This window comes from Rothia sp. SD9660Na (assembly GCF_030064065.1).
Classification (GTDB): domain Bacteria; phylum Actinomycetota; class Actinomycetes; order Actinomycetales; family Micrococcaceae; genus Rothia.
Map to the genome: position 1 here is coordinate 785,548 of NZ_CP125946.1, position 25,502 is coordinate 811,049.

Sequence of the window (25,502 nt, forward strand, 5' to 3'; positions counted from 1 at the left end):
CTGCTTGAGATGTCACAGAACTTATGGGAACCCACCCCCGATTCGTCGTCCGCTGATCGTACTGTTCCTATGAACCAGCAGCAGGTAGCGGCCTCCGCCACGGGTGCCTCCAGCCCGGACGATCCCACTACCGTTTTTGCCGCCCAGCAGGCTCCTGCCGCCGGGGTCTACGCCTACGCAGGCGCTGCCGCCGGTACCTCTTACACCGGCGACTACGCTGCTCTTGCCGGCCAGCTCGAACAGAACAAGGGTAAGCACGCAACCCGCACCGTCCTGGCAGCAGCTGCTATCGCTGCCCTGGTCGGTGGAGGTATCGGCGGTGGCGTAGTAGCCGCAACCTCAACCGGTGCAGCCTCAAGCATCACAACCACCAGCTCTGGCACCACCATCGTCAATAACACCGACTCCGTCAACGCTGTTACCGCTGCTGCTGCCAAGGCGACCCCCTCCACCGTCACCATCGCAGCAACCTCATCGAACGCTTCCGGCTCCGGCTCCGGCGTTATTCTCGACACTGAGGGGCATATCCTCACCAATACCCACGTGGTCACTCTCGACGGAGCTACCGCTAACGCCGCCGTTGAAGTGCAGCTAGCTGATGGCACCGTCCGCTCCGCCACAGTGGTCGGCACCGACCCCACCAGCGACCTGGCTGTCATCAAGATTGACGACACCAGTGGACTCACCCTAACACCTGCCACCCTCGGTGACTCAGATGCTCTGAACGTAGGTGATACCACCGTTGCTATCGGTGCGCCCCTGGGGCTGTCTAACACCGTGACCACCGGTATCGTCTCGAACCTGGTGAGAACCATCGAGGTAGCCTCATCGGCAGCCGACGAATCCACCAGCGACTCCGGGAGCAGCACCACCGACCCGTTCGGCAGCTCACCCTTCCAATTTGAGATTCCCGGCCAGCAGAGCCAGAGCACCGCCTCAAGCTCCACCATCGCCATCAACGTCATTCAGACCGACGCTGCGGTGAACCCCGGCAACTCCGGCGGTGCACTCATCAACTCTGACGGCGAGGTTATTGGCATCAACGTCGCGATTGCCTCCACCGACTCATCCAGCACTTCCACCAGCGGCAACATCGGTGTTGGCTTCGCTATCCCCATCAACTACGCTAAGCGGGTAGCCCAGGAAATCATCGATAACGGATCAGCCACCCACGGCATGCTGGGAGCTACCGTCTCCACCTCACCCGCCAACAACGACTCATCCGAAGCCTTCGGCGACGGTGCCCTGATTCAGGAGGCCACCAGCGGAGGAGCCGCTGAAGCTGCCGGCCTAAAGTCAGGCGACGTGGTCACCGCCGTTGACGGGCGTAGCATCAGCGAGGCAACTGAGTTGATCGCCGCCGTCCGCCAGGCAGCAGCCGGTGATGAAGTGACTCTCACCGTTGAGCGCAACGGCTCAACCCAGCAGATCACCGTGACCCTGGGAGATGCCGCTAATAGCTAGCGATACATACTTTCATAAAAGGCTCTGCAGACTCACGCGCGCTGTGAACCTGCAGAGCCTACTTTGGTGACTAAATTGCTCCACCTGCAAAGCCGTGCTGGCGCCAGGCCTCAAACACCGCAATCGAGGCGCTATTGGCCAGGTTGAGGGAGCGGCGGCCCGGAACCATCGGGATTTTGACCCGCTGGGTGACGTGCGGGTCATTCTGTACGTGCTCGGGCAACCCGACCGATTCGGGGCCGAACATGAGCACGTCCCCCTCCTGGTAGGCAATATCAGCAAAGTTAGTGGCGGCCGTGGTGGTAAAGGCAAAGACGCGGGCAGGGGCTAGGGCCTCCCAGGCGTCCTCAAGGGTCTCGTGAACGGTCATGACCGCTAGGTCGTGGTAGTCGAGGCCAGCTCTGCGCAGGTTAGCGTCCTCGAAGTTAAAACCCAGGGGCTTGACCAGGTGCAGCTCTGCACCTGTGATAGCGGCAAGACGAATCGCGTTACCGGTGTTGCCGGGAATTTCAGGGGTATAAAAAAGAATCTTGAACACCACAACAGTTTACGCGCCCGCCGCGAAATAAAAGCGCGATGGGAGCTGTTGAGAGGGTGAAGCAGTCCATAGCCTGCCCCAAGAGCGGGGGAGTATGATGGAAGGCTGAATTGTTTTGACCAATCGCCATGGAAAGGCCAGCGCCCATGCCCCGGGTCTACCTGGACCACGCCGCCACCACCCCCATGCTCCCTCAGGCTATCGACGCCGTGGTGGAGCAGATGAAAATTGGCGGCAACCCCTCGTCCCTGCATTCAGCGGGCCGCTCTGCTCGCGCTACCGTCGAGTATGCCCGCGAACGTATTGCGCGGGTCGCCGGCTGCGACGCCGCCGAAATCATCTTTACCTCCGGTGGTACCGAGGCAGATAACCTGGCAATCAAGGGGCTCTACTGGAAACGCCGCGAAGCCAACCCGGCTGCAACCCGCATCATTGTTTCAGGAATTGAGCACCACGCCGTGGGCGATACCGTTGAATGGTTGCAGGCCCACGAGGGGGCGGAAGTGAGCTGGGTAGCTCCGGATGCCAGTGGCCTGGTGAGCGCCGACGCTGTTCGGCAGGCGGTAGGTGAGAACCCCGAGACGGTTGCTCTGATCACCGTCATGTGGGCGAACAACGAGGTGGGCACCGTGCAGCCCGTCGCAGAAATTGCCGCAGTAGCTGCAGAACTTGGCATTCCCTTTCACACGGATGCCGTCCAGGCATTTGGCACTCTGCCGGTGAACTTCAAGGAATCCGGTGCCACCACCATGGCCATCTCAGCCCACAAAATCGGCGGACCCATGGGAATCGGCGCCCTCATCGCCACCCGCAGCGCCCAGCTCATGCCCGTACTCCACGGCGGCGGGCAGGAGCGTTCCGTTCGCTCAGGAACCATTGATGCCGCCTCTATCGCGGGCTTTGGTGCAGCAGCTGCCGAAGCAGGGCAGAACCTGCTCGCCGAAGCCAACCGCCAGGCCGAGCTGCGGGACCGCCTGATTGAGGGCGTCCTAGCGGCTGTTTCCGAAGCGCAGCTGCGCGGGGTCGCCCCCGAAAGCGCCCAGGACCGAGCAACCGGCACCTTCAACCGCCTGCCGGGCAACGCCCACTTTACCTTCCCCGGCTGCGAGGGGGACTCCCTGCTTTTCCTGCTCGATATGGCAGGGGTGGAGTCGTCCACCGGCTCAGCCTGTAACGCCGGGGTGCCTCGCCCCTCCCACGTCCTGCTGGCTATGGGGCTGAGTGAGGACGAGGCCCGCGGCGCCCAGCGCTTCACCCTGGGGCACACCAGCACCGAGGACGACGTCACTGCCCTCCTTACCGCCCTCCCCGATGCCTGGGCCCAAGCTAAAAAGGCAGGTATGGCGGGCCACGCCCCGGATGCCGCTCGCTGGAACTAGCTCGATAAGGCGGTAGGCCGGGCAGGCACCTGGCCGCGTCCTGCCGAGCCCACAACCAAACTTGTATTGATACTGAGGACAGACTAATGAAAATTCTTGCTGCTATGAGCGGTGGCGTGGACTCGGCCGTTGCCGCCGCCCGCGCCGTTGAAGCTGGCCACGAGGTGGTTGGCGTGCACCTGGCGCTCTCCCGTATGCCCGGCACCCTGCGCACCGGCTCCCGCGGCTGCTGCACCATCGAGGACTCCATGGATGCCCGCCGGGTCTGCGACCAGCTGGGAATCCCCTTCTACGTCTGGGACTTCTCCGAGCGCTTCAAGGAAGACGTGGTCGATGACTTTATCTCCGAGTACGAGCACGGCCGAACCCCCAACCCCTGCATGCGCTGCAACGAAAAAATCAAGTTCGCAGCCCTGCTAGAGAAGGCAGTAGCGCTGGGCTTCGACGCGGTAGTGACCGGCCACTACGCCAAGGTCATTACAGACGAGAACGGTAACCGGGAGCTGCACCGCGCTGCCACCTGGGCTAAGGACCAGTCCTATGTTCTGGGTGTGCTGACCCATGAGCAGCTCAAGCACGCCTGGTTCCCCCTGGCCGATACCCCCTCCAAGGACGAGGTGCGCGCCGAGGCCGCCGAACGCGGCTTCTCAGTGGCGAAGAAGCCCGACTCCTACGATATTTGCTTCATTCCCGAGGGCGATACCCGCGAGTGGCTCGAAGAGCACATCGACATGACCGAGGGCAATATCAAGGACACGGACGGACGCGTGCTCGGTAAGCACCGCGGATCCCAGGCCTTTACCGTGGGGCAGCGCAAGGGCCTCGCCATCGGGCACCCTGCCCCCGATGGTAAGCCCCGCTTCGTGTTAGAAATTCGCCCCAAGACCAACGAGGTCATCGTGGGCGGTAAGGATCTGCTCGAAATCGACGAGATTCGCGGTATCCGCGAAACCTGGGCCGGTCTGCCCGTGGAGGAAGCTACCGCCTTCCTGGCCGAAGAGCCCGTAGAAGGTACCCGTTCGGCGTCCTTTGACGTCACCGCCCAGGTGCGGGCCCACGCAGACCCCGTTCCTTCAACTGCCCACCTGGAATGGGTCGCAGACGACGAAGCCGCTGAGCCCGGTGCCCTGCGCCTGGAAACCGTGGTACGCCTGCACGAAAAACTGCGCGGTGTTGCTCCGGGGCAGACCATGGTGATCTACCAGGGTACCCGCGTGCTGGGCCAGTCCACCATCGCCCGCGCCTACAGCCTCGATCGGGCTGACATCACTGCTAAGTAACAGGTTCCATGAATAGGTGAAGCAGGCTCGCAGCGAAGCTGCTGGCTTCGGGGCTGGCGTGAATCGCTTGTGAGCGAAGCGAACCAGCGAGAGGGTCGGCGGCGAGCGCGAGCCTGCTGAATCTTTTGAAGCTTCTACACCCGGACAAGTCCACAGGGTGAAATCTGTGGGCTTGCTCCTGCAAACAGTACCTGAGGTTTTTAGACTAAACACATGAACACAACTCCGAAGGCCCACGACGTGCAGGCCCACGCTGACTTCGATACCCGTGCCACCTCGATGGCTGGGGTCGACCCAGCCGTCCTGGAAGAACTTTTCACTATGCGTCAGACCATCGACAACATGGACGCAGCCCTGGTGCATATTCTCGCTGAGCGTTTCCGCGCAACCCAGCGCGTCGGCCACCTCAAGGCTGAACACTCCCTGCCAGCGGGGGACCCGGGGCGGGAGGAAGCCCAGATTAAGCGCCTGCGCTCGCTGGCTGAGGCTGCCCACCTTGACCCGGAGTTCGCCGAGAAGTTCCTGAACTTCATTATTTCTGAGGTAATAAGGCACCACGAGAAGATAGCTGCTGAGACCGAACAGAAGTCCTAGCCGCTCAACTTTCAGCCCGCAATGCTACAGCCACCGGTAGGTGGCAGAAAGAGTTCCCTCTATGCCTGCTTCTAGGCCAGCTCGCCCTGCCCTCTATCTGCCGACTGACGCCGAAATGCTGGCTGCCCGTAAGGACTTAGAGAGTCCGCTGACCTTTGAGGAGCACCTGACCGTTGGGGCTACCGGCCTTGGCCCCTGGGCTGGGAGTGATGTTCTTGATGCGGTGACCCGTGTCCGCGGTGAGCTGGGGAATCCCCATATTAGCTACCTGCCGGAGCTGGCGGATCGGGGCTACCTGGCAACCCTGTTGGCACGGTCTATCGCGGCCCTGGAAGGGCTGAGCGCGGACGGCACCGCCGCAGGTTGGCGGCTCACTGGCGGCTACGCTGCTGAGGGGGAGGCCGCCAGGTCACTCCTGGAATCTGATATCAATATCCTGGCGGACGTCGTAGGGAAGGAAAGCGGGGCTGCCCCCGGAACCATCAAGCTACGTCTACTGGGGCCGCTGAGCCTAGCTGCAAGTACCTACTTAACCAGTGGCGAGCGTGTCCTCTCAGATCATGGTGCTCGGCGCGATGTTGCCGAGGCCCAGCGGGTTGGTTTTCACGGAGTGGTGAAGCTGCTGCGTCAGGCTGTGCCCGGCGCGCAGGTGCTGGTACAGGTAGAAGAGCCCCTGCTGGTGGAGGCGGCGGCAGGCCAGCTACCAACTTCTAGCGGCTACCGTACCCTGCAGGCTGTGCCGCGTCATGAGCTGGTTTCCCTGCTGGGTGCCCTGCACGAGGAGCTGGAGGGCTTGAGCGCTCAGGTAGTCACCCGGACTGATTATGTGAGGCTGCACCCTGAGGTCAGACAGGCCCTTGCCATCCCCCTGCTATCGATGGCGGGCCAGCCTACCTCGGCCTGGGAGGCGTTAGCCCCCCGCCTAGAAGCTGAGCGAGGGCTTTATCTAGAGGTCGTTGATCCGTTGGTCCGGGTGACTGCTGGCAACCTGGCCCGGGGGCTGTGGCGAACCTGGTCGGACCTTGGGTTGGGGAAGAAGCTTCTCAACCAGCTGGTGCTGACCGAAACCGGTAGCCTGGCCGCCACTGACCCCCAGCGGGCAACTACCGTTCTGGGGCACCTGACCGAGACAGCCCGTGCCCTGTCTGAAATCGCCCAAGACGCCTAAACCGGCTTGCCACCTAACCCCGGTACACTAGGGGAAGGCCCATTGCGAATCCCACCAGGAGACCCACCGTGAAAGAAACCATTCTTGTAGTTGATGACGACGATGCCCTGTCAGAGATGGTCGGTATCGTGTTGGCACAAGAGGGCTACGAGACGGTCTTCTGCGACGCCGGTGACCGGGCCTTTGAGGCTTTTGCTACCCACCACCCCGACCTGATTCTTCTGGACTTCATGCTGCCGGGTATGGATGGTATTGAGGTCTGCACCCAGATTCGCGGGGAGTCGGATGTACCCATCATCATGCTCACCGCCAAGGGTGATACTGAGGACGTAGTCAAGGGCCTAGAGGCCGGTGCCGATGACTACATGACTAAGCCCTTCAAGCCTGCTGAGCTGCTGGCTCGCGTCCGCGCCCGTCTGCGCCCGCGCGAAGACCGCCACAACGAGCCCCTGCGCATCGGCAACCTCACCATTGATCTTGCAGGTCATATGGTGAGCCGCGAGGGGCAGACAATCCAGCTTACCCCCCTCGAATTTGAACTGCTGGCGAACCTGGCCCGCCAGCCCGGCCAGGTCATGACACGTGAGGCCCTGTTGGGCAACGTGTGGGGTTACGAAAAGACCGTCGACTCCCGCCTGGTCAACGTGCATATTCAGCGTCTGCGCGCCAAGATTGAGCGCGACCCCGAGAACCCCGAGATCGTGCTGACCGTGCGCGGTGTGGGCTACAAGGCTGCGGCAGGCCAGCGCTAAACAGTGGCTGGTATTTCACCTCGCGCGTCCGCTCGGACTACCGCCCCTGTAGGCCCCTCCCGGGCCTACGGGCCCCTGACCAGTGCCCGCAGGCTCTGGCAGCAGTCCCTCCAGTTTCGAGCTGTAGTGGCCGCTGCCGGCCTGCTGCTGGTGGCCTTCATCTTCGTGGGCTCTTTCATCTCCCACCAGATCGCTAACTCCCTTTTCCGCGGCAACCTGGAACAGGCTCTGGAAGAGTCGTCGGCCGGTTTTAGTAACGTGCAGACCCTGATCAACGGCTCTGATGCCACCGGCCGTACCGAGATTCAGCGCGATGTTTCGCGTTTCTTGACCGTACTTGAGAGCAGTAGCGCCGATAGCAACCGCAACTGGGTGCTTCTTAAGGACGTGAACGCCACTACCGATGGCTTTATTGTGGAGCAAGCTCAGAATAGCGAGGTCACGGTCAGCGACGTACCCCAGGCGCTCGCCCAGAGCGTGAGCGAGGGCACGGGTATTTACTGGCAGTCTTCGAGTATTACCTCAGCGGACGGACGCCGCACCCCGGTACTGGTGGTCGGCACCAGTATCTCGATACCCCAGAACCCCGACTACTCCCTCTACCTGGTCCATGACCTCTCGACCTCACAGGCGACCGTGCAGTACATCAACCTGGTGGTCTGGGTGGGTTTTGGCGTGCTCCTGGTGGTGGTGCTGACCATTGTGTGGGTGATTGCCCGTTTCGTAATCCGCCCGATTAGTTCTACCGCTATCACCGCTGAGAAACTGGCAGCCGGTGACTTAGACCAGCGTGTGCTGGTGCGCGGCCAGAACGAGACGGCACGCCTGGGTATGTCTTTTAACCGTATGGCTGACTCCCTGCAGGATCAGATTTCTCGCCTTGAGAAGCTGTCAACCATGCAGCAGCGCTTTGTTTCTGACGTGTCACACGAGCTGCGTACCCCGCTCACCACGGTGCGCATGGCAGCCGATATGCTGCACGATAACCGCGATAACATGGAGCCCCTCTACAGGCGATCCACCGAGCTACTCTATAACCAGGTAGACCGCTTTGACTCCCTGCTGGCTGATCTGCTCGAAATCTCCCGCTTCGATGCCGGCTCCCAAACCCTCGATACGGTGTCGGTCGATTTCATGGCCGTACTCGATGAGGTACTCAAGGCTGTAGAGCCCCACCTGATTCGCACCAACACCAGCTTGACCGTGCACACCGAACACACCGAGATTATGGTCGATATGGACCACCGCCGCATTGAGCGAGTTTTGCGCAACCTCCTCTTCAACGCTGTAGAGCACTCCGAGGGGCAGCCCATCGACGTATACGTGGACGCCACCGAAAGCACCCTGGGTGTTGCCGTGCGTGACCACGGTATCGGCCTGAGCCCCGAAGAAACCGAGCAGGTCTTCAACCGCTTCTGGCGGGCTGACACCTCCCGCAAACGCACCCTGGGCGGTACCGGCCTGGGGCTCTCTATCGCCGCCGAGGACGTCCGTCTGCACCAGGGCACCCTCGAAGCCTGGGGCATCAAGGGGCAGGGAGCCAGCTTCCGCATGACCATCCCCATTGACCAGGACGTGCCCATGGGCCCCTCCCCGGTCTTGCTGAGCGGCGAGCCGCTGCCCGCACCGTCCGCTCCGGCTACCGGTGCCACCCCGACCGTGAACCCCGACGCCTCAAACCCCTCGGAGCCCACCGTTGAACCCTAACCTTACCCGGCGGTCAGCCCTCGGGCTGGCCCTGAGCTCTCTCACAATCATCACCGCCTGCGCCGCTATCCCCACCGACGGCGAAGTAAACCACTACGCCGACCCCCAGGCTACGGGCGGCGCCCCCACCAGCAGCAACTTACCTGAAGGACCCACCCCTGGGGCCCGGCCCACCGAAATCATCGAGGGCTTTTTGCACGCCGGGGTAGGGGTGAAGGACGACTACAGCGTAGCCAGGCTCTATCTGACCGAAGACCTAGCCCAGTCTTGGAAGCCGGACGGGCGCACCCTGGTCTACAACTCACCCTTCACTACGGCCTCCGTCAGCGACTCAAGCTACCTGGTCACCGTGCCCACGAGCACCCTGGTTGACGATAAGGGCCTGGCTACCTCCTACACCACAGTGGCTGATACCGAGGTAGAGTTCACCCTGCGCCAGGTTGACGGGGAGTGGCGTATCTCCTCCGCCCCCGACGGAACGGTGCTGAGCAGAAACGAATTCGCGGACGTCTTCAACCCCTTCACCCTCTACTTCTACGACCCCACCTACACCTACGCTGTGCCCGATGTGCGATGGTTCGCCGAGCGCACCACGGTAGCTACCTCCCTGGTGAGGGTGCTCCTTGAAGGGCCTGCCCCCTACCTTGCCGGGGCTGTTGTGACCGCTGTACCGGCCGATACCAGCCTGACCCGCAACTCCGTCCCTATCGAAAACGGGGTGGCTGACATCCAGCTCTCCGGGGGCACTTCCCTCACCGCAGCCAGTGCCCTCGAAACCGAGCGCCTACGCACCCAGCTCACCCAGACTCTCACCAACCTCGCCTCGGTCACCACGGTGCAGCTCACCATCAACGACCAGATTGTTGCGGCCCCTACCCTCGAAAACTACCGGGAACCGGCAGTTAACCCCGAAGCCGCTAGCAACATCGTGGGTATCGAAGATAACCGCCTAATCGCCCGGGCAGCCCTGGACGATACCGCCAGCCAGCAGACTATCGTAGAGACCTCAGCCCAGGCCCTCATTACCCTGCCCGCCATGAACTACACCCGTAACTACTACGCCTACACCAACACCGGGCAGAACGAGATTTGGCTGGCTAACTCCAACGGTGCCCGCTTGGTCTACCGGAGCACCCACGTGCTAGCGCCCTGCTTTGACCACCAGAACTGGCTCTGGGTGGGGGAGCAGGACGGCTCTGTGCGGGTTATCGCCGCAGGCCAGGAAGACAGTGCCGCCCGCGAGGTCACCAGCTGGATCGAGGGGGAGCTCCTGCTGAGCATCTCTATCGCCCGCGACGGTAGCCGGGCCGTACTGGTCACCTCGGCCGCCGACGGGAGCAACTATGGGGCCTGGGTCTCGGCTATCCGCCGGTCGGTAGACGGTGCCCCTACCCAGCTCCTTGACCCGGTGCGCCTGGGGGCAGAGATTAACCCGCGCGGGGCTGAATGGGTCAGCGACGTGGAGGTCTTCCTCTGGAACACCGACACCGCCCAGACCGAACTGGTTTCCCTGACCGGCGAGAACACCCAGTACGATTCCCTGCAAGGCATTACCCGCATTGTCACCGGCAACGGTATTGACCAGTCGGTTGCGATGACCCGGGATGGCGGGCTCTACATTATAGCCGGACTGAGCTGGACCCGTATTGAAAGTAGCCTCAGCGAAATTAACTACGCCGGCTAAGAGAAATGGTCTGGACCACTTATCCCCAGCCCTGGCAGGTATCCGCCTGGCCCCGCCAGACTGGGGGTATGACGTCCGCCCACCCTCTTCTGTTCGATATGCTGACCAGCTGGCGACAGACCACAGAACTCTTCTTTCCCAGGGTCTGCGCCAGCTGCCATACCTACGGGCCCAGCATGCTGGCGTCATCTGCTCTCTGCCCCCTCTGCGATCGGCTGGTGCGTCTAGCTACCCTCAACTTGCAGACCATTACCCTGCCCGGTACGCAGCTGCCGGTGGTGTCTGCTGGCCGCTACGAGCACGAGCTGGGGCGCTGCGTCCTGGCCTATAAGGACGCCGGACGCACCGACCTTAGCCCCTACCTCGCCTCGGCCCTGGCCCGGGCCGCGACCTGCCTTCTAGAGTTGAACCAGGGTGAACTGGAGCCCGCTGAGCCTATCTTCCTGGTGCCCCTGCCCTCCAGCCGGGCCTCGGTACGCAGGCGGGGCTACGCCCCAGCCCCGCTCCTAGCCCGCGCGGTGCTGCCCCTCCTACGCCACCCCGCACCGGTCAAGGTGGCGGACGCGCTCGCCCAGGTTCCTGCCTGGAAGCGGGGAATACGCGGCGCCAAAGGTGCCCAAGCCCAGAAAACCCTGGGTCTCGAAGAGCGCCACCGGCAGATGCAGGGAAAACTAACCCTGGGCAAGCCTGCCCTGCACCAGCTGGGGCGCTACTACCGTCTAGAGGGGGCCCGATGTCTGCTGCTTGATGATGTATTCACCACCGGAGCCTCCCTGAAAGAGGGATACCGGGTGCTTACCAGCCAGGGCGCCACCGTGCTGGGCGGGGCAACGATTGCCTATGTTCCCAAGCGGCATCCATATAGCACAGGGTGAGGTGGGCTACCAAAATATTGAGTCCTTCCTGCGAAAAGAACCGTAAAAGGCTTAAAAAAATGACTTAGACCACAAAAGGGCGTAGAGTTGCGTTAAGGAATCCACAAGATAGATTCCCCAATATCCGGCAGTCACAGGGTCGGGTATTCACCCCCTGAGAATGGAGGGAATTGTGGAACTCAACCTCACCGGCCGCAACGTCAAAGTAAGTGAACGTCTGCAGGAACACGTTGAAAGTAAAATCACCAAGTTCGAAGCCCTCGGTGATAACGTAACTGACATAGAAGTCAAGTTCACCAAGGAAGGCCAGAACGGCCCCGCCGCGATTCGAGTGGAAATCACTGTCATCGGCCGCGGCCCCGTGCTCCGAGCAGAAGCAACCGGTCAAGATAAGTTCGCAGTTTTCGACGAAACCTATGGCAAGCTCCTAGAACGCCTCCGCCGCGCCCGCGACCGTCGCAAGACCCGCCGCGCAGGGGGCAAGCACCCCATCTCGGTCTCAGAAGCTACCGGCTCACTGCCCGTCATTACCGACCAGGTCACCCTCACTGAAATTCAGACCGAGGACCTGCCGGTTGAAGAAGCAGCTTTTGCTGGAGAATACGACCTGCACGAAGAAGCCGACTCACCCATCGAGATTCGTCAGAAGAGCTTCCCCGCCGACCACCTGACCCCCGAAGAAGCGGTTGACCGCATGGAGCTGGTTGGCCACGACTTCTTCCTCTACGTCGATAAGGCAACCGGATCCCCCGCAGCGGTCTACCGCCGCAAGGGCTGGTCCTACGGCGTCATTACCCTCGAAGAAGGTGCTACCGACTAAGGTCGGTACCCGCCCGGACTAGGGCCCTCTGTCGTACCCCTACCACAGGTAGGGGAGCGCAGGGGGCCCTGCCCTGTGCTTGGCCCTACCCCTGTGAATCTAAAAGGTAGGCCCGTCAAGCCCACAGGTGAACGGCCCCAGCCCGTTTGCGGACTAAACTAGAATAGAGTGAGCACGGTGGGCTCACCCTGCCCACCTCAATACCAACACATCAAGGAGCAAACTTCAGTGGCATCTCTCTTGGAAAAGCTACTCCGCAGCGGAGACCAAAAAGTCCTCAAGCAGCTGCGTGCTTATACCGGTGCAGTGAACTCACTCGAAGACAGCTTTGTCGCAATGAGCGATGCAGAGCTACGCGCTGAGACTGATGCCTTCCGTAAGCGTATCGAGGACGGCGAGTCACTGGATCTTCTGCTCCCCGAAGCCTTCGCGGTAGTCCGTGAAGCCTCCAAACGAACCCTGGGTAAGCGTCATTATGACGTGCAGCTCATGGGCGGTGCTGCCCTGCACCTGGGCAACATTGCTGAAATGAAAACAGGTGAAGGTAAGACCCTGGTCGCTACCGCCCCTGCCTACCTCAACGCCCTCTCCGGCAAGGGCGTGCACGTGGTGACCGTGAATGACTATCTGGCTGAATACCAGGCTAACCTCATGGGTCGCGTATTCCGTTTCCTGGGCATGGAATCTGGCGTCATCTTGGCTAACCAGACCCCCGAGGTCCGCCGTAAGCAGTACCAAGCGGACATCACCTACGGAACCAATAACGAATTCGGCTTTGACTACCTGCGCGATAACATGGCCTGGACCAAAGAGGAACAGGTCCAGCGCGGGCACAACTTCGCCATTGTCGATGAGGTCGACTCCATCCTGATTGACGAGGCCCGTACTCCGCTGATTATTTCTGGCCCCGCCATGGGCGAGGCCAACCGCTGGTACGGTGAATTTGCCCGTATTGCCCGCACTCTGGTGGCCGGGGAAGATTACGAGGTTGACGAGAAGAAGCGCACCGTGGGTGTGCTGGAATCAGGCATCGATAAGGTCGAAGACCACCTGGGCATTGAAAACCTCTACGAGCCGCAAAATACCCCCCTGATTGGCTTCCTCAATAACGCTATTAAGGCCAAGGAACTCTTCAAGGGCAACAAAGACTACGTGGTGATGAACGGCGAAGTCATGATTGTCGATGAGCACACCGGCCGTATCCTGGCAGGCCGCCGCTACAACGACGGCATCCACCAGGCCATCGAGGCTAAGGAAGAGGTTGAGGTCAAGCCTGAAAACCAGACCATGGCGACCGTGACCCTGCAGAACTACTTCCGCATGTACGACAAGCTCTCGGGTATGACCGGTACTGCTGAGACCGAGGCTGCCGAGTTCATGAATACCTACGAGCTGGGTGTCGTGCCTATTCCGACTAATAAGGAAAAGCAGCGCATCGACCAGCCAGATAAGGTCTACAAGAATGAGATTGCCAAGTTCAATGCGGTGGTCAAAGATATCGAAGAGCGCCACGCTACCGGCCAGCCCGTGCTAGTCGGCACCACCAGCGTTGAGAAGTCTGAGTACTTGTCCAAGCTCCTGGTCAAGGCCGGTATTCGCCACGAGGTACTCAACGCGAAGAATAATGCCCGTGAAGCTGCTATCGTGGCCCAGGCCGGTCGCAAGGGTGCTGTAACCGTAGCAACCAATATGGCAGGACGCGGTACCGACATTATGCTCGGTGGTAACCCCGAGTTTGAGGCCGTCGAGACCATGAAGACCCTGGGTCTTGACCCCAACGAGAAGCCCGAGGAGTACGAGGCTAAGTGGCCCGAGGTGCTCGCTGCGGCAGAGCAGGCCTCTGCCACCGAGCACGAAGCGGTCAAAGAACTCGGCGGTCTCTATGTACTGGGTACCGAGCGCCACGAGTCCCGCCGCATCGATAACCAGCTGCGCGGACGTTCCGGACGTCAGGGGGATCCCGGTGAGTCCCGCTTCTACCTGTCACTGTCTGATGACCTGATGCGTCTCTTCAATGGCCAGGCTGCTGCCCGTCTGATGGCCGGTGCCCCCGACGACACCGCTCTGGAAGCTAAGATTGTTTCCCGCGTCATCGCCAATGCCCAGGGCCAGGTTGAGGCCCGCAATGCTGAGCAGCGTAAAAACGTGCTCAAGTATGACGATGTGCTCAACCGCCAGCGCGAGGCCATGTACACGGACCGCGCCCAGATTCTGGCAGGCGATGATCTCAAGGAACAGATTGAGAAGTTCCGCACCGAGGTCATCACCTCAGCCATTGATGCCCAGGTAGGCGAAGGCCACGCCGAGGACTGGGACTTCGAGAAGCTCTGGGAGAACCTGCGCACCATCTTCCCCATCATTATCACCCCCGAAGATTTAGCTGAAGAAGCCGGCGACAAAACCAAGATCACCCGTGACCAGATTGTCAAGGAGGTCCTGGCCGACGCTGAGCTCCAGTACGATGAGCGTGAAGAATCGGTGGGCGAAGACGCCATGCGCGAGATTGAACGTCGCGTGGTGCTCTCGGTCATCGGTAAGCGCTGGCCTGAGCACCTCTACGAGATGGACTACCTCAAGGAGGGCATCGGCCTGCGTGCTATGGCTCAGCGTGACCCCCTGGTGGAGTACCAGCGTGAGGGCTATGCCCTCTACCAGAGCATGATGGGCGGTATCCGCGAGGAGACCGTGTCGATGCTCTACAGCGTGGACCTGTCGAAGCAGCGTACCCAGCAGTCAAAGATTCAGCTGAAGATTCCTGCCCAGCCTAAGTTCCTGCAGTACTCAGCTCCCTCTGAGTCCGGTAAGACCGAGGTGCATACTGAGGCCGTGAATGACCGCAGCAACGAGCAGATTTCGATTCTGAACCAGCGCCAGAAGTAGTTCAGCATAAGAAATCGCACAGACTAAAGGCCCTGATCCTTGATATAGGATTCGGGGCCTTTGCTCTAGCTAGAAGTTGTCTGCACGGTGCTTTAGCTGCCTAGGTTAGAGAGTCTTGTCGGTCCCCAGGTAGGAAAGGACGGCCTCGTGCAGGTGGCCGTTGGTGGCTAGGGCGTTGCCGCCGTGGGGGCCGTCCGCCCCTGCCAGGGAGGTGAAGCGTCCGCCTGCTTCGGTCACGATGGGCACCAGGGCGGCCATGTCGTAGAGGCCGAGTTCGGGTTCAGCGGCGGCGTCGACGACACCCTCTGCCACCATCATGTAGGACCAGAAGTCGCCGTAGGCTCGGGTGCGCCAGACGGTGTCGGTCAGGTCGATGAAGTTATCGCGCAGGCCCAAATCGCGCCAGCCGGTGAGAGATGAGTAGGAGAGGGAGGCGTCCTCGAGCTGGGCGACAGAGGAGACCGAGATGCGGGTAGCCTTGGCGAGGGAGCGGCCGGTGTAGGCACCGGTGCCCTCGGCTGCCCACCAGCGGCGCTGGAGGGCAGGGGCAGAGACGACACCGACAACGGGCTTGCCGTGGTCGAGCAGGGCGATGAGGGTAGCCCAGACGGGCACGCCGCGTACGAAGTTCTTGGTGCCGTCGATGGGGTCGATGACCCACTGGCGGGGGGAAGAGCCGGTTTCCCCGAATTCTTCGCCCAGCACCGAGTCACGGGTGCGGACGCGTGAGAGCTGGGAACGGATGAGCTGTTCGGCTTCGCGGTCGGCGTCGGTGACGGGGGTAAGGTCGGGTTTGGTATCGACGGCGAAATCGTGGGAGGTGAACTTGGCCAGGGTGAGGCGGTCTACCGCATCAGCCATAATATGGGCCAGGCGCAGGTCATCGGTGTAGTTAGTCATGGTCTCGTGTGCCTTGGTGTGTTTAGAGGTCTACGACGCCGAGTTCTTTCTCGGTGTCGCCGGTTTCTTCATCGACGCGCAGGAGCTTGCGCAGGGAGTCGAGGCGTTCGGAGCCTGCCGGGCCTGCTTGGCCTGCTTCCACGTAGGCGGTAAGGCCGCAGTCGGGGACGGACGCCGAATGGGTACAGCCCTTGGAGCAGTTGGCTGAACCGGGGGCAAGGTCGGTGAAGGAAGCGACCAGGGTGTCGGGCTCGACGTGAGCTAGGCCGAAGGAGCGGATACCGGGGGTGTCGATAATCCAGGTGCCGGGGGCTGCCTTCTGCGGTTGGAGGGCCAGAGCTGAGGACGAGGTGTGGCGTCCGCGGCCGGTTACAGCGTTGACGTGCCCGGTAGCTCGTTCGGCCCCGGTCAGGGCGTTGACCAGGGTAGATTTGCCCACACCCGAGTGACCCAGGAGAACGGAGACGGAGCCGTCCAGGTAGGTAGAAAGCTGGTCAACCAGGGTGGTGTCGAGGCCCTCTGAGCCTTCTTCGCTGGGAGCGCGCCCGTCCTTAGCCTTGGAGAGCAGGATGGTGAGCTCAACGTCCCGGTAGTAGTCCAGCAGCCACTGCGGGTGTTTGAGGTCGGTCTTGGTGATGCAGAGAATGGGGGTAAGCCCGGCGTCAAAGGCGGCGGCCAGGGAACGGTCGATAAAGCCGGTGCGGGGTTCGGGGTTTTCTGCTGCTACCACAATGACCAGGTTATCGGCGTTGGCGACGACGATGCGCTCGACGGGGTCGGTGTCATCAGCGCTGCGGCGCAGGAGGTTGGTGCGCTCTTCGATACGGACGAGACGGGCCAGGGTATCGGGTTTACCGCTGGTGTCCCCCACGAGGGCGACCTTGTCGCCCACCACGATGGGGGAGCGGCGCAGCTCGCGGGCGCGCACGGCGGTGACGACCCGTTCGCTACTCTTGCCCTCATCGAGGATGGCGGTATAGCGGCCGCGGTCTACGGTGATAATGCGGCCAATCTCGGCGTCTTGATGGGCCGGGCGGTCTTTGGTGCGGGGGCGGGAACCCTTCTTATTGGGGCGTACCCGCACATCGCTTTCATCCCAGGAGCGGCGCATTAGGCGGCACCTGCCTGCCACTGGTCCAGCATGTTCTGCCAGAGCCCGGTGAAGTTGGGCAGGGTCTTTGATGTGGCCTCGACGTTTTCAACTACGACACCCGGAACAACCAGCCCCATGACGGCTGCCGCGGTTGCCATGCGGTGGTCGGCATAGGTGCGCATGAGGGCCCCGTGAGCCACGGGTTCGGTGACGCGAATGCCGTCTTCGGTTTCTTCAGCCCTACCACCGAGACGGTTGATCTCGGTGGTCAGGGCAGCAAGTCGGTCAGTTTCATGCCCGCGCAGGTGAGCAATGCCGGAAAGGACGCTGGTGGCGGGGGAGAGCGCGATCAGGGCAGCGACGGTGGGGGCCAGCTCACCAGCTTCAGCCAGGTCTAGGTCAACACCGGGCAGGCCGGACGCCACACCACCGGTAGGACCTGTAACAGTCAGATCGCCGTTAGCCAGTTTTACCTGGGCGCCGAAAAGGGGCAGAATCTTGCGCCAGTGGTCTCCACCCTGGGTGGTGGAAGCTGGCCAGCGGGGAACGGTTACCGTTGCGCCGGTGGCAACCGCCGCTACCAGGAAGGGGCCAGCATTGGAGAGGTCGGGTTCAACGGTGACTTCAAAACCGGGGAAGCCACCGGGGGCAACCGTCCAGGTGTCTGTGCCATTGAAGTCAACGCTAATACCGAGCTCTCGCATGGTCTCAACGGTCATCTCGATATGGGGTATCGAGGGCACCGGGCCACCCACATGCCGCAACACTAGGCCCCTCTCAAAGCGGCAGGCTGCCAGCAAAAGAGCAGAAACAAACTGGGAAGAACCCGAAGCGTCAATGGTCAGCTCAGCTACCTGCACCGAACCGGAAGATTCCACGGTGAAGGGCAGGGAGCCGGTACCGGCGTCCTCAACCTCAACTCCCAGCCCCCGCAGGGCCTCAATCACCGGTAGCATGGGGCGCACCCGCGCATGCTCATCGCCATCGAAATGGAAAGTACCGGGCAACAGGGCAGCTACCGGGGGAACAAAACGCATGACGGTTCCCGCCAGCCCCACATCAATGGAGGCCTCACGGGCAGCGGTCGCAGAAAAATCTAGAGGGGTCACCCGCAGATCAGGGCCAAAGGCACTACCGGTTTCAATCTCCTCAAAACGGGCACCCAGAGCAGTCAGCGCAGCCACCATCAGCTGCGAATCGCGCGAATGCAGGGGAGCATGAATCACCGAGGGACTATCGGCTAAAGCCGCCAGCAGCAGGTAACGATTGGTGAGCGACTTAGACCCGGGAATCTCCACCCGGGCATGGGCACCGCCGGGTACCGTAACGGTGGGCGCTAGCCAGTCTCCATCAGCAACTAGGGGCTGCTTGGTCGCATCAACCACAAATAAAACCTACTTCGGAATCAGTTATTACGGCGTACTCCCTCCCTATTTTAGGTGGGCGGGGCAGCAAACAAGAAAACCCCGCACCGAAATAGCGCGGGGTTTATCGAAAGTTCACGGGGTCTTACACCCGGTAGGGGCCAGCTTAGGCGAAGAGGTCCTCAACCTTTTTCTGTGCGTCAGAAGCGGCGTCCTGAACATCGGTTGCCAGCTGGTGGGACTTCTTAGCGACCTGATCACCCAGCTTAGATGCGCGCCAGGCCAGTGAGGGGTTACCGTCGGTATCAACAGCTGAGATAGCAATAGCGCCCAGCAGGGAGCCATTGAGCACAGCAGCATTGCGACGGGCAGTCTTCTCTTCCTTAGTCTCAGCCTCGGTAGCGCGATACTCAACGTAAGAGTTAATAGCACCGGTAGCCAGCAGGACGCTCGCAGAAAGACGGGGCAGCTTACCCAGGGCAAAGAGGGCACCGGCAGCTACCTGAGAGCCAGCCAAAGCCTGACCCACCAGCTTCTCCTGGCCACGCAGCACAGAAAGCTGAGGGGCAGAAGTTGCAGCCAGATTAACCACCTTAGCCAGGTGCTTAGACGATTCGGGGTCACGCAGACGGTCAACACCCGAGATAATAAAGCTTGAAGCCAGCAGAGGGCGAGCAAAACGGCGAACCAAAGACATGAGTTCCTCCTTCACGGGGTGCGAGGCCCCATTGCGATGTATCACAGATACCTAACACTACTAAGCATACATATAGACCGGCGGGTTCAGCCACTTTATTGCACCACCAGCGCAAAATTACTCAGATGCCGGGGGAATAAGCGCCGCTACCAACCGTTATACCTGGTGTACTTGGCGCGCAGCTGCGCCCGTTGGCAGGTACAGTAAGACAAAAGACCACAGCACACCTGGAGGGAAATGACAGCCACGCCCCCGGCCCCCAGCACTGAACCTGCGCCGACCACCGACGTCCTCGCCCCCGAAGGCAGCGAGCTCGATGTACGCTCCCGCGAAACCGACGCCGAGCGCAAAGCCCGTTTCGAACGAGAAGCCCTACTGTACGTAGATCAGCTCTACGCCGCCGCCCTGCGCATGGCCCGCAACCCGCAGGACGCCGAAGACCTCGTCCAAGAGGCCTACATGAAAGCATTCTCCGCCTTCCATCAGTACAAGCCCGGAACCAACCTCAAAGCCTGGCTCTACCGGATCCTCACCAACACCTACATCAACGTCTACCGCAAGCGTCAGCGGGAGCCCTACCAGGCCAACACCGATACCGTTGAAGACTGGCAGCTAGCCCAGGCAGGAGCCCACGACTCTAAAGGGCTACCTTCGGCAGAAAACGAAGCTCTCGCCCACCTGCCCGACAGCGATATCAAAGAGGCCCTGCAGTCCATTCCCGAAGACTTCCGTATGGCCGTCTACTACTCCGATGTCGAAGGGTTCTCCTACAAGGAAATCTCCGAGATTATGGACACCCCCATCGGCACCGTCATGTCCCGCCTACACCGCGGCCGCAAACTGCTCAGAGACAAACTCACCGACTACGCTGCCGAACGCGGCATCAAAACCATGACCACCGGCAAGGCCGGCGCCCGTCAAACCGCTAGGGCCTGAGAAAGGAGCCACCAATGACCGCCGTACACAACCCGAGCCCTTCTGCTCCCTGCGAAGAGCGCCTGGCCAAAATCTACACCTACATTGACGACCCGCTCAGCTGCCAGGACCTCGAAGAACTCCAAGCTCACCTGTCCGAATGTGAAACCTGCACCAAGGAATACGACCTAGAGTGCATCATCCGCCAAGCAGTGCGCCGCACCTGCAAGGAGACCGCTCCCGTCGACCTCAAAAGCCGTATCCGCGCCTGCATCGACGACATCCATACCGGAGGGCACCCGGCAACTAACTAGCCAATAACAAAGGGCCCCTGCTCGCTTCTGCGAGTAGGGGCCCTTGTTGATTGCCTTATGAGTTGGGGCGCTTACCGTGGTTAGCGCCACCCTTACGGCGATCCTTACGCTTGCGACCGCGCTTGCTCATGAGAGCCTCCTTGATCAAGGTGGAGTGCCCGTCAGGATAACGGAACACAAATGGTCGATAGCACCTTGGAACAGGCACTTCTCACTATTTTCGCATACCTTGGCTAGCTTTGCACACCCCGGGGTTGGTCGCAGGGGCAGGCGCCAGCCAGGTACTTCCTTAAACGGGCTCTGAAATCTGAAGCCAGTTGTACCAGCCGCGGTGTAGAACCAGCCAGGCAATCAGGCCGTAACCGGACTGGCCGGGGCGGCCATCATTTGCTGCCAGGTCATTGCGCCACTGCTCATGGTGCAGCAGGGGGTTGAAGGTATCAACGTAGACGTGATTACGGCGGGTCACCACATCGGCGTAGGCTGCCGACAGGTCGGCAATCTTGCGGTTACGCTCAGCATCGAGAGTGGGCGGGGGGCCAACGACCAGAACCTTCACATTGTTTTGGGAGGCCATATCGACCATGTTCGCCAGGTTCAGGCGGGAGCGGGCGCTGGTGAGGCCCAGGTCGATGTCGAAGGTTGAGGGTGCAATGACCAGGCGGTTTTCGTGGCCCTGGGCAAAGCGGCGGCTGGCTTCTTCAAACCAGCGGGCATTGAGCTGTTCGCTGCCCTCTCCGGGAGCTGCCAGGTTATAGGCCGAGATGGCGGCAGAGGTCTGGGGGGTGCGTGCCATGACACGCCCGAACCACCCGAGGGTGCGGGGGTCCCCGACGCCTGCGAGCAGATCATCGCCAACGGCTACAAGTCGAATTTTTCGCTGATCCACGTGTTTCTTTCTACAAGGTTGCAGGCGCTCTTGCCCAGCAACGTTGGTCTCTTTCGTTCTGTACCAGTCTAAACCCTGGAGCTTGCCAGTGCACGGTGGGCGCACCGCAAACGGGTAGTGCCCGAATCTTGACGGGCAAGATTCGGGCACTGCTAACCTAATCATCTGATAGGCGATGAACCGCTTTAGCGGTCGAAGACCTCAGAGATGAGGTTGTCGAGCTCGCGCTGGTGGCGCTTACCGGTACCAGCTGCAGGAGAAGCTGCTGCCGGACGGGAAATCAGCTTCATACGGTAGTCAATCTGGGGCAGCAGATTGACCGCCATGAAGGGCCACTGACCCTGGTTAGCCGGTTCATCCTGGGCCCAGATTAGTTCCGCATTGGGGTAGGCAGCAATCTGTTCCTTGATCTCAGCAGAGGGCAGGGGGTAGAGCTGCTCGACGCGCACAATAGCGGTGGTCTCATCCCCGCGCTTAGCGCGCTCTGCTTCCAGGTCGTAGTAGAGACGGCCGGAGACGAAGACCAGGCGGGTCACATCAGCGGGGTTTAGGTCACCCTGGTCCTCGATGACGGGCTTGAAGCTACCGCTGGTGAAGTCCTCAACCGATGAAGCAGCAGCCTTGAGGCGCAGTAGCTGCTTGGGGGTGATAACAATCAGCGGCTTGTGCGGGCGGGAGTGAGCCTGGCGGCGCAGCAGGTGGAAGTGGTTAGCCGGGGTCGAGGGAACAGCAACAGTCATGTTGTTCTCGGCGCACAGCTGCAGGTAGCGCTCCATGCGGGCCGATGAGTGGTCAGGGCCCTGACCCTCAAACCCGTGAGGGAGAAGCAGCACCAGTGAAGAACGCTGAGCCCACTTCTGCTCTGCAGATGAGATGAACTCATCCACAATGGTCTGAGCGCCATTGGCGAAGTCACCGAACTGGGCCTCCCAGAGCACCAGGGAATCGGGGCGCTCGACGGAGTAGCCGTATTCGAAGCCCATGACGCCGTACTCGGAGAGCAGGGAGTTGTAGATGGAGTACTTACCCTGGTTCTCTGAGAGGTTGGCCAGGGGGTTCCACTCTTCGTCGGTTAGGGAATCGTGCAGCACGGAGTGGCGCTGGACAAAGGTGCCGCGCTGGACGTCCTGACCGGTCAGGCGCACATCGCGGCCTTCCAGCAGCAGGGAGGCAAAGGCAGCGAGTTCACCAAAGCCCCAGTTGATGTCACCCTCGGTGGACATCTTCACGCGCTGCTCCAGCAGCTTCTTAAGCTTCTTGTGTACAGTGAAGCCCTCGGGGATATTGCCAAAGGCCTGACCAATCTGGGCAAGAGTCTCAGCAGAGATAGCGGTCTCACCGGCAACGTGCACAGAGTCCTCGTTCTGTTGGGCAGCAGGGCGCTCGATGTTAGAAACAGCGGCAGCGTCTGCGGTGACCAGGGGAGCAGAGGACGACTGAGCCTCGTGGGTCTCAGTGAAGATCTGCTCCAGGCGGGACTGGTAGTCCTTGAGGGCACGCTCGGCCTCGTCCTGGGAAATATCACCGCGACCAACCAGGGCCTCGGTGTAGATCTTGCGGGTTGAAGGCAGCTCTTCAATCTGCTGGTACATCTTGGGCTGGGTCATCGAGGGGTCATCTGCCTCGTTGTGACCGCGGCGGCGGTAGCAGACCAGGTCGATGACGACATCCTTATTGAATGCCTGGCGGTAGGCGAAGGCGATGGAACCAGCGCGGACGACTGCCTCGGGGTCGTCCGCATTCACGTGCAGGACGGGGGCCTGAATCATACGGGCGATATCGGTGGAGTAGGTGGCGGTGCGGCCATCACGCGGGGTGGTGGTGAAGCCCACCTGGTTGTTGACCACGATGTGCACGGTACCGCCGGTGGTGTAGCCCTCAAGCTTGGACATCTGCAGGGTTTCCAGCACGATGCCCTGACCGGCGAAGGCCGCGTCACCGTGCACCAGGATCGGCAGTACGGGGTAATTGCCGATGCCCTGTTCAGCCAGGGTGTCCTGCTTAGCGCGGACGATACCCTCAAGCACGGTGTTGACGGCTTCCAGATGGGAGGGGTTAGCGGCCAGGTAGACCTGGGTCTGGTTACCGTTGTGGGAGGTAAAGACTCCCTCAGTGCCCAGGTGGTACTTAACGTCGCCGGAGCCACCGGTCAGGCGGGGGTCCATCTGGCCCTCAAACTCACGGAAGATCTGGGCGTAGGACTTACCTGCAATATTGGTCAGCACGTTGAGGCGACCGCGGTGGGCCATACCGATACCGACCCCGTTCAGGCCAGCGTCTGCTGCTTCAGAAATAACCGAGTCAAGCAGGGGAATCAGGGATTCGCCGCCCTCCAGCGAGAAGCGCTTCTGGCCCAGGTACTTGGTCTGCAGGAAGGTTTCAAAAGCCTCCGCAGCGTTCAGGGTGCCCAACACACGGAACTGCTCGTCGCGGGAGGGCTTGGTGTAGCCGTGCTCCAGGCGGTCCTGGAACCACTGGCGCTCTTCGGGGTTCTCGATGTGCATGTATTCCACACCCAGGGTGCGGGTGTAGGCCTCGCGCAGCAGCTCAAGGATAGTGCGCAGGGGCAGGGATTCCTTTTCGCCAAAGCCACCGGTGGGCCAGTAACGGTCGAGATCCCAGAGGGTCAGGCCGTAGTTCTCCAGACGCAGGTCAGGGTGGGAGAGCATCTGGTAACCGATGGGATTGGTCTGTGCGACCAGATGACCGCGTACACGGAAGGCGTGGATGAGCTGCTGGATGCGGGCAACCTTAGAGACTTCGGCTTCGGGGTTGACCTGGTTGTCGCGGGCCCAGCGGACAGGCTCAAAGGGGATGCGCAGATCCTCAAAAATCTGCTCGTAGAAACCGTCGCCACCGAGCAGGTAGTGCTCCACAATTTTGAGGAACTCGCCGGAACCTGCACCCTGAATGACGCGGTGGTCGTAGGTGGAGGTGAGGGTCAGAATCTTGGAGACACCGTTGCGGGCAATGACCTTTTCTGAGGTACCACGGTACTCGGCGGGGTAGTCGAGGGCACCTGCACCGATGATGGCTGCCTGGCCCTTGGAGAGGCGGGGCACGGAGTGGACGGTGCCGATACCGCCGGGGTTGGTCAGTGAGACGGTGGTACCGGCGAAGTCTTCAACGCCGAGCTTGCCTTCACGGCCGCGCTTGACGATGTCGTTGTAGGCTTCCCAGAACTCTGAGAAGGAAAGCTTCTCTGCACCCTTGATGTTGGGCACAACCAGGCTGCGGGAGCCGTCGGGGCGGGGCAGGTCGATGGCCAGGCCGAAGTTAACGTGGGCGTGCTGGATAGCGGCGGGCTTACCCTTGGCGTCCTCGCCGTAGCTGACGTTCATGGAGGGGAAGGCCGCAAGAGCGCGGATGATGGCATAGCCAATGATATGGGTGAAGGAGACCTTGCCGCCGCGGGTACGAGCCAGGTAGCTGTTGATTTCGGTGCGGTTATCGATCAGCAGCTTGGCGGGGATAGCGCGGACGGTGGTTGCGGTGGGTACGCTCAGCGACTCGTCCATGTTGGCGGCTACTGCCTTGGCGGGGCCGCGTAGGGTAACGATCTGGTCTTCTTGGGGAGCGTCGCTCACGGGTTCTTCCTTTGGGGTGGCGGGCTTGGTCGCTGAGGGGTTGCTTGCCTTGGGGGCTGCCTGCGGGGCTGACTTGGGATCAGCTTCAGGGGCAGGGGTCTTGGGAGTAGAGGGGACGGGGGCCTTGGTGGGCTCATCCTTGGCCGGTGCGGACGCGGCAGCGGGCGCCGGTGCCTGCTGCGAGCTGGGTGCGCTGCCGGTTGTGCCTGCCCACTGGTCAAACAGGGGCCACCACGTCTCGTCGACTGAGTTGCGGTCTTGCTCGTACTTTTCAAAGAGCTCTTCGACGAGCCACTCGTTACCCGCGAACTCTTCGGGAACAATATGTTCTGGCTGGTTTGGCACTTCTCTTACGCCTCTTCCATCTCTTGTGATTGCTGGGTGCCAAAACCGCTTTTGGCACGAGGTGGGCGGGCATCGCACACTACATTGGGCGCGTGATGTACCGCATATCTTTGTCTAGTTTAGAAGTGTTTTGGGGGTTCGTCCAACGCACTACTTTCTATGACATCTCGCCGTGAGACTATCTGGCAGAGATAGGCTGGCATTTCGCAGGTGGTGAAAGTGAGCCCACTGAGTAAACCGTTCAATATTCGCTAGAA

Annotated in this window: 21 protein-coding genes; 13 read left to right on the forward strand and 8 right to left on the reverse strand. The window is 61.2% G+C overall.

Annotated elements, in window-relative coordinates:
- The first annotated feature begins 9 nt into the window (after window positions 1–9).
- A complete protein-coding gene (locus tag QM007_RS03825) occupies window positions 10–1,464 on the forward strand; it encodes a S1C family serine protease (protein WP_283490627.1) in 1,455 nt (484 codons plus the stop codon).
- Window positions 1,465–1,534: 70 nt separating this feature from the next.
- Here the strand turns inward: QM007_RS03825 and QM007_RS03830 are convergent, their stop codons facing one another.
- On the reverse strand, window positions 1,535–2,002 hold the full coding sequence (locus QM007_RS03830; RefSeq protein WP_283490628.1) for a tRNA (cytidine(34)-2'-O)-methyltransferase: 468 nt from the start codon (window positions 2,000–2,002) through the stop codon (window positions 1,535–1,537).
- A 146-nt stretch (window positions 2,003–2,148) separates the two neighbouring features.
- Here QM007_RS03830 and QM007_RS03835 point away from each other — a divergent pair, with 146 nt between their 5' ends.
- The 10 genes from QM007_RS03835 (at window position 2,149) to secA (ending at window position 15,141) form a co-directional block, all read left to right on the forward strand.
- On the forward strand, window positions 2,149–3,381 hold the full coding sequence (locus QM007_RS03835; RefSeq protein WP_283490629.1) for a cysteine desulfurase family protein: 1,233 nt from the start codon (window positions 2,149–2,151) through the stop codon (window positions 3,379–3,381).
- Window positions 3,382–3,467: 86 nt separating this feature from the next.
- Window positions 3,468–4,661, forward strand: a complete 1,194-nt coding sequence (gene mnmA, locus QM007_RS03840; RefSeq protein WP_283490630.1) for a tRNA 2-thiouridine(34) synthase MnmA — start codon at window positions 3,468–3,470, stop codon at window positions 4,659–4,661.
- A 213-nt stretch (window positions 4,662–4,874) separates the two neighbouring features.
- Entirely contained in the window at window positions 4,875–5,255 is a 381-nt protein-coding gene (locus tag QM007_RS03845; protein WP_283490631.1) for a chorismate mutase, read from the forward strand.
- Window positions 5,256–5,316: 61 nt separating this feature from the next.
- On the forward strand, window positions 5,317–6,423 hold the full coding sequence (locus QM007_RS03850) for a hypothetical protein (protein ID WP_283490632.1): 1,107 nt from the start codon (window positions 5,317–5,319) through the stop codon (window positions 6,421–6,423).
- Between the two features lie 68 nt (window positions 6,424–6,491).
- Window positions 6,492–7,175 carry an MtrAB system response regulator MtrA gene (gene mtrA, locus QM007_RS03855; protein WP_283490633.1) on the forward strand — a complete coding sequence of 228 codons (684 nt, stop codon included), beginning with the start codon at window positions 6,492–6,494 and terminating at the stop codon, window positions 7,173–7,175.
- A gap of 3 nt (window positions 7,176–7,178) precedes the next feature.
- The gene (mtrB, locus tag QM007_RS03860) at window positions 7,179–8,882 is read left to right on the forward strand and encodes an MtrAB system histidine kinase MtrB (RefSeq protein WP_283490634.1); all 1,704 of its coding nucleotides are present in this window, start codon (window positions 7,179–7,181) and stop codon (window positions 8,880–8,882) included.
- Window positions 8,872–10,566: an LpqB family beta-propeller domain-containing protein gene (locus tag QM007_RS03865; protein ID WP_283490635.1), complete on the forward strand. Its 1,695-nt coding sequence runs from the start codon at window positions 8,872–8,874 to the stop codon at window positions 10,564–10,566. The genes mtrB and QM007_RS03865 overlap by 11 nt, the downstream gene beginning before the upstream one ends.
- A gap of 5 nt (window positions 10,567–10,571) precedes the next feature.
- Entirely contained in the window at window positions 10,572–11,441 is an 870-nt protein-coding gene (locus QM007_RS03870) for a ComF family protein (RefSeq protein ID WP_283490636.1), read from the forward strand.
- A gap of 172 nt (window positions 11,442–11,613) precedes the next feature.
- The gene (hpf, locus tag QM007_RS03875; protein WP_283490637.1) at window positions 11,614–12,261 is read left to right on the forward strand and encodes a ribosome hibernation-promoting factor, HPF/YfiA family; all 648 of its coding nucleotides are present in this window, start codon (window positions 11,614–11,616) and stop codon (window positions 12,259–12,261) included.
- A 228-nt stretch (window positions 12,262–12,489) separates the two neighbouring features.
- The gene (secA, locus tag QM007_RS03880; RefSeq protein ID WP_283490638.1) at window positions 12,490–15,141 is read left to right on the forward strand and encodes a preprotein translocase subunit SecA; all 2,652 of its coding nucleotides are present in this window, start codon (window positions 12,490–12,492) and stop codon (window positions 15,139–15,141) included.
- Between the two features lie 105 nt (window positions 15,142–15,246).
- On the opposite strand, the gene hisN is transcribed toward secA, so the two are convergent.
- From hisN to QM007_RS03900, 4 genes are all read right to left on the reverse strand, one after another.
- Window positions 15,247–16,041, reverse strand: a complete 795-nt coding sequence (gene hisN, locus QM007_RS03885; protein ID WP_237185832.1) for a histidinol-phosphatase — start codon at window positions 16,039–16,041, stop codon at window positions 15,247–15,249.
- A gap of 22 nt (window positions 16,042–16,063) precedes the next feature.
- Entirely contained in the window at window positions 16,064–17,152 is a 1,089-nt protein-coding gene (rsgA, locus tag QM007_RS03890; RefSeq protein WP_283490639.1) for a ribosome small subunit-dependent GTPase A, read from the reverse strand.
- On the reverse strand, window positions 17,152–18,519 hold the full coding sequence (gene aroA, locus QM007_RS03895; RefSeq protein WP_283490640.1) for a 3-phosphoshikimate 1-carboxyvinyltransferase: 1,368 nt from the start codon (window positions 18,517–18,519) through the stop codon (window positions 17,152–17,154). Before aroA ends, rsgA begins: the two co-directional genes overlap by 1 nt.
- 145 nt (window positions 18,520–18,664) lie before the next feature.
- Window positions 18,665–19,195, reverse strand: coding sequence for a DoxX family protein (locus tag QM007_RS03900; protein WP_283490641.1), 531 nt, complete (start codon window positions 19,193–19,195; stop codon window positions 18,665–18,667).
- Between the two features lie 237 nt (window positions 19,196–19,432).
- On the opposite strand from QM007_RS03900, the gene QM007_RS03905 reads away from it, so the two are divergent.
- Together QM007_RS03905 and rsrA are read left to right on the forward strand one after the other, a co-directional pair.
- A complete protein-coding gene (locus tag QM007_RS03905; RefSeq protein ID WP_283490642.1) occupies window positions 19,433–20,131 on the forward strand; it encodes a sigma-70 family RNA polymerase sigma factor in 699 nt (232 codons plus the stop codon).
- Window positions 20,132–20,145: 14 nt separating this feature from the next.
- Window positions 20,146–20,424, forward strand: coding sequence for a mycothiol system anti-sigma-R factor (gene rsrA, locus QM007_RS03910; RefSeq protein ID WP_283490643.1), 279 nt, complete (start codon window positions 20,146–20,148; stop codon window positions 20,422–20,424).
- A 55-nt stretch (window positions 20,425–20,479) separates the two neighbouring features.
- Here the strand turns inward: rsrA and QM007_RS11100 are convergent, their stop codons facing one another.
- The 3 genes from QM007_RS11100 to QM007_RS03925 all read right to left on the reverse strand — a co-directional run bounded on the left by QM007_RS11100 (window position 20,480) and on the right by QM007_RS03925 (window position 25,245).
- A complete protein-coding gene (locus QM007_RS11100; RefSeq protein ID WP_377129465.1) occupies window positions 20,480–20,554 on the reverse strand; it encodes a 50S ribosomal protein bL37 in 75 nt (24 codons plus the stop codon).
- 159 nt (window positions 20,555–20,713) lie between these two features.
- Window positions 20,714–21,313 (reverse strand): GDSL-type esterase/lipase family protein, encoded by a 600-nt coding sequence (locus QM007_RS03920; protein ID WP_283490644.1) that lies wholly within the window; start codon window positions 21,311–21,313, stop codon window positions 20,714–20,716.
- A gap of 185 nt (window positions 21,314–21,498) precedes the next feature.
- A complete protein-coding gene (locus QM007_RS03925; RefSeq protein ID WP_283490645.1) occupies window positions 21,499–25,245 on the reverse strand; it encodes a multifunctional oxoglutarate decarboxylase/oxoglutarate dehydrogenase thiamine pyrophosphate-binding subunit/dihydrolipoyllysine-residue succinyltransferase subunit in 3,747 nt (1,248 codons plus the stop codon).
- Window positions 25,246–25,502 lie beyond the last annotated feature (257 nt).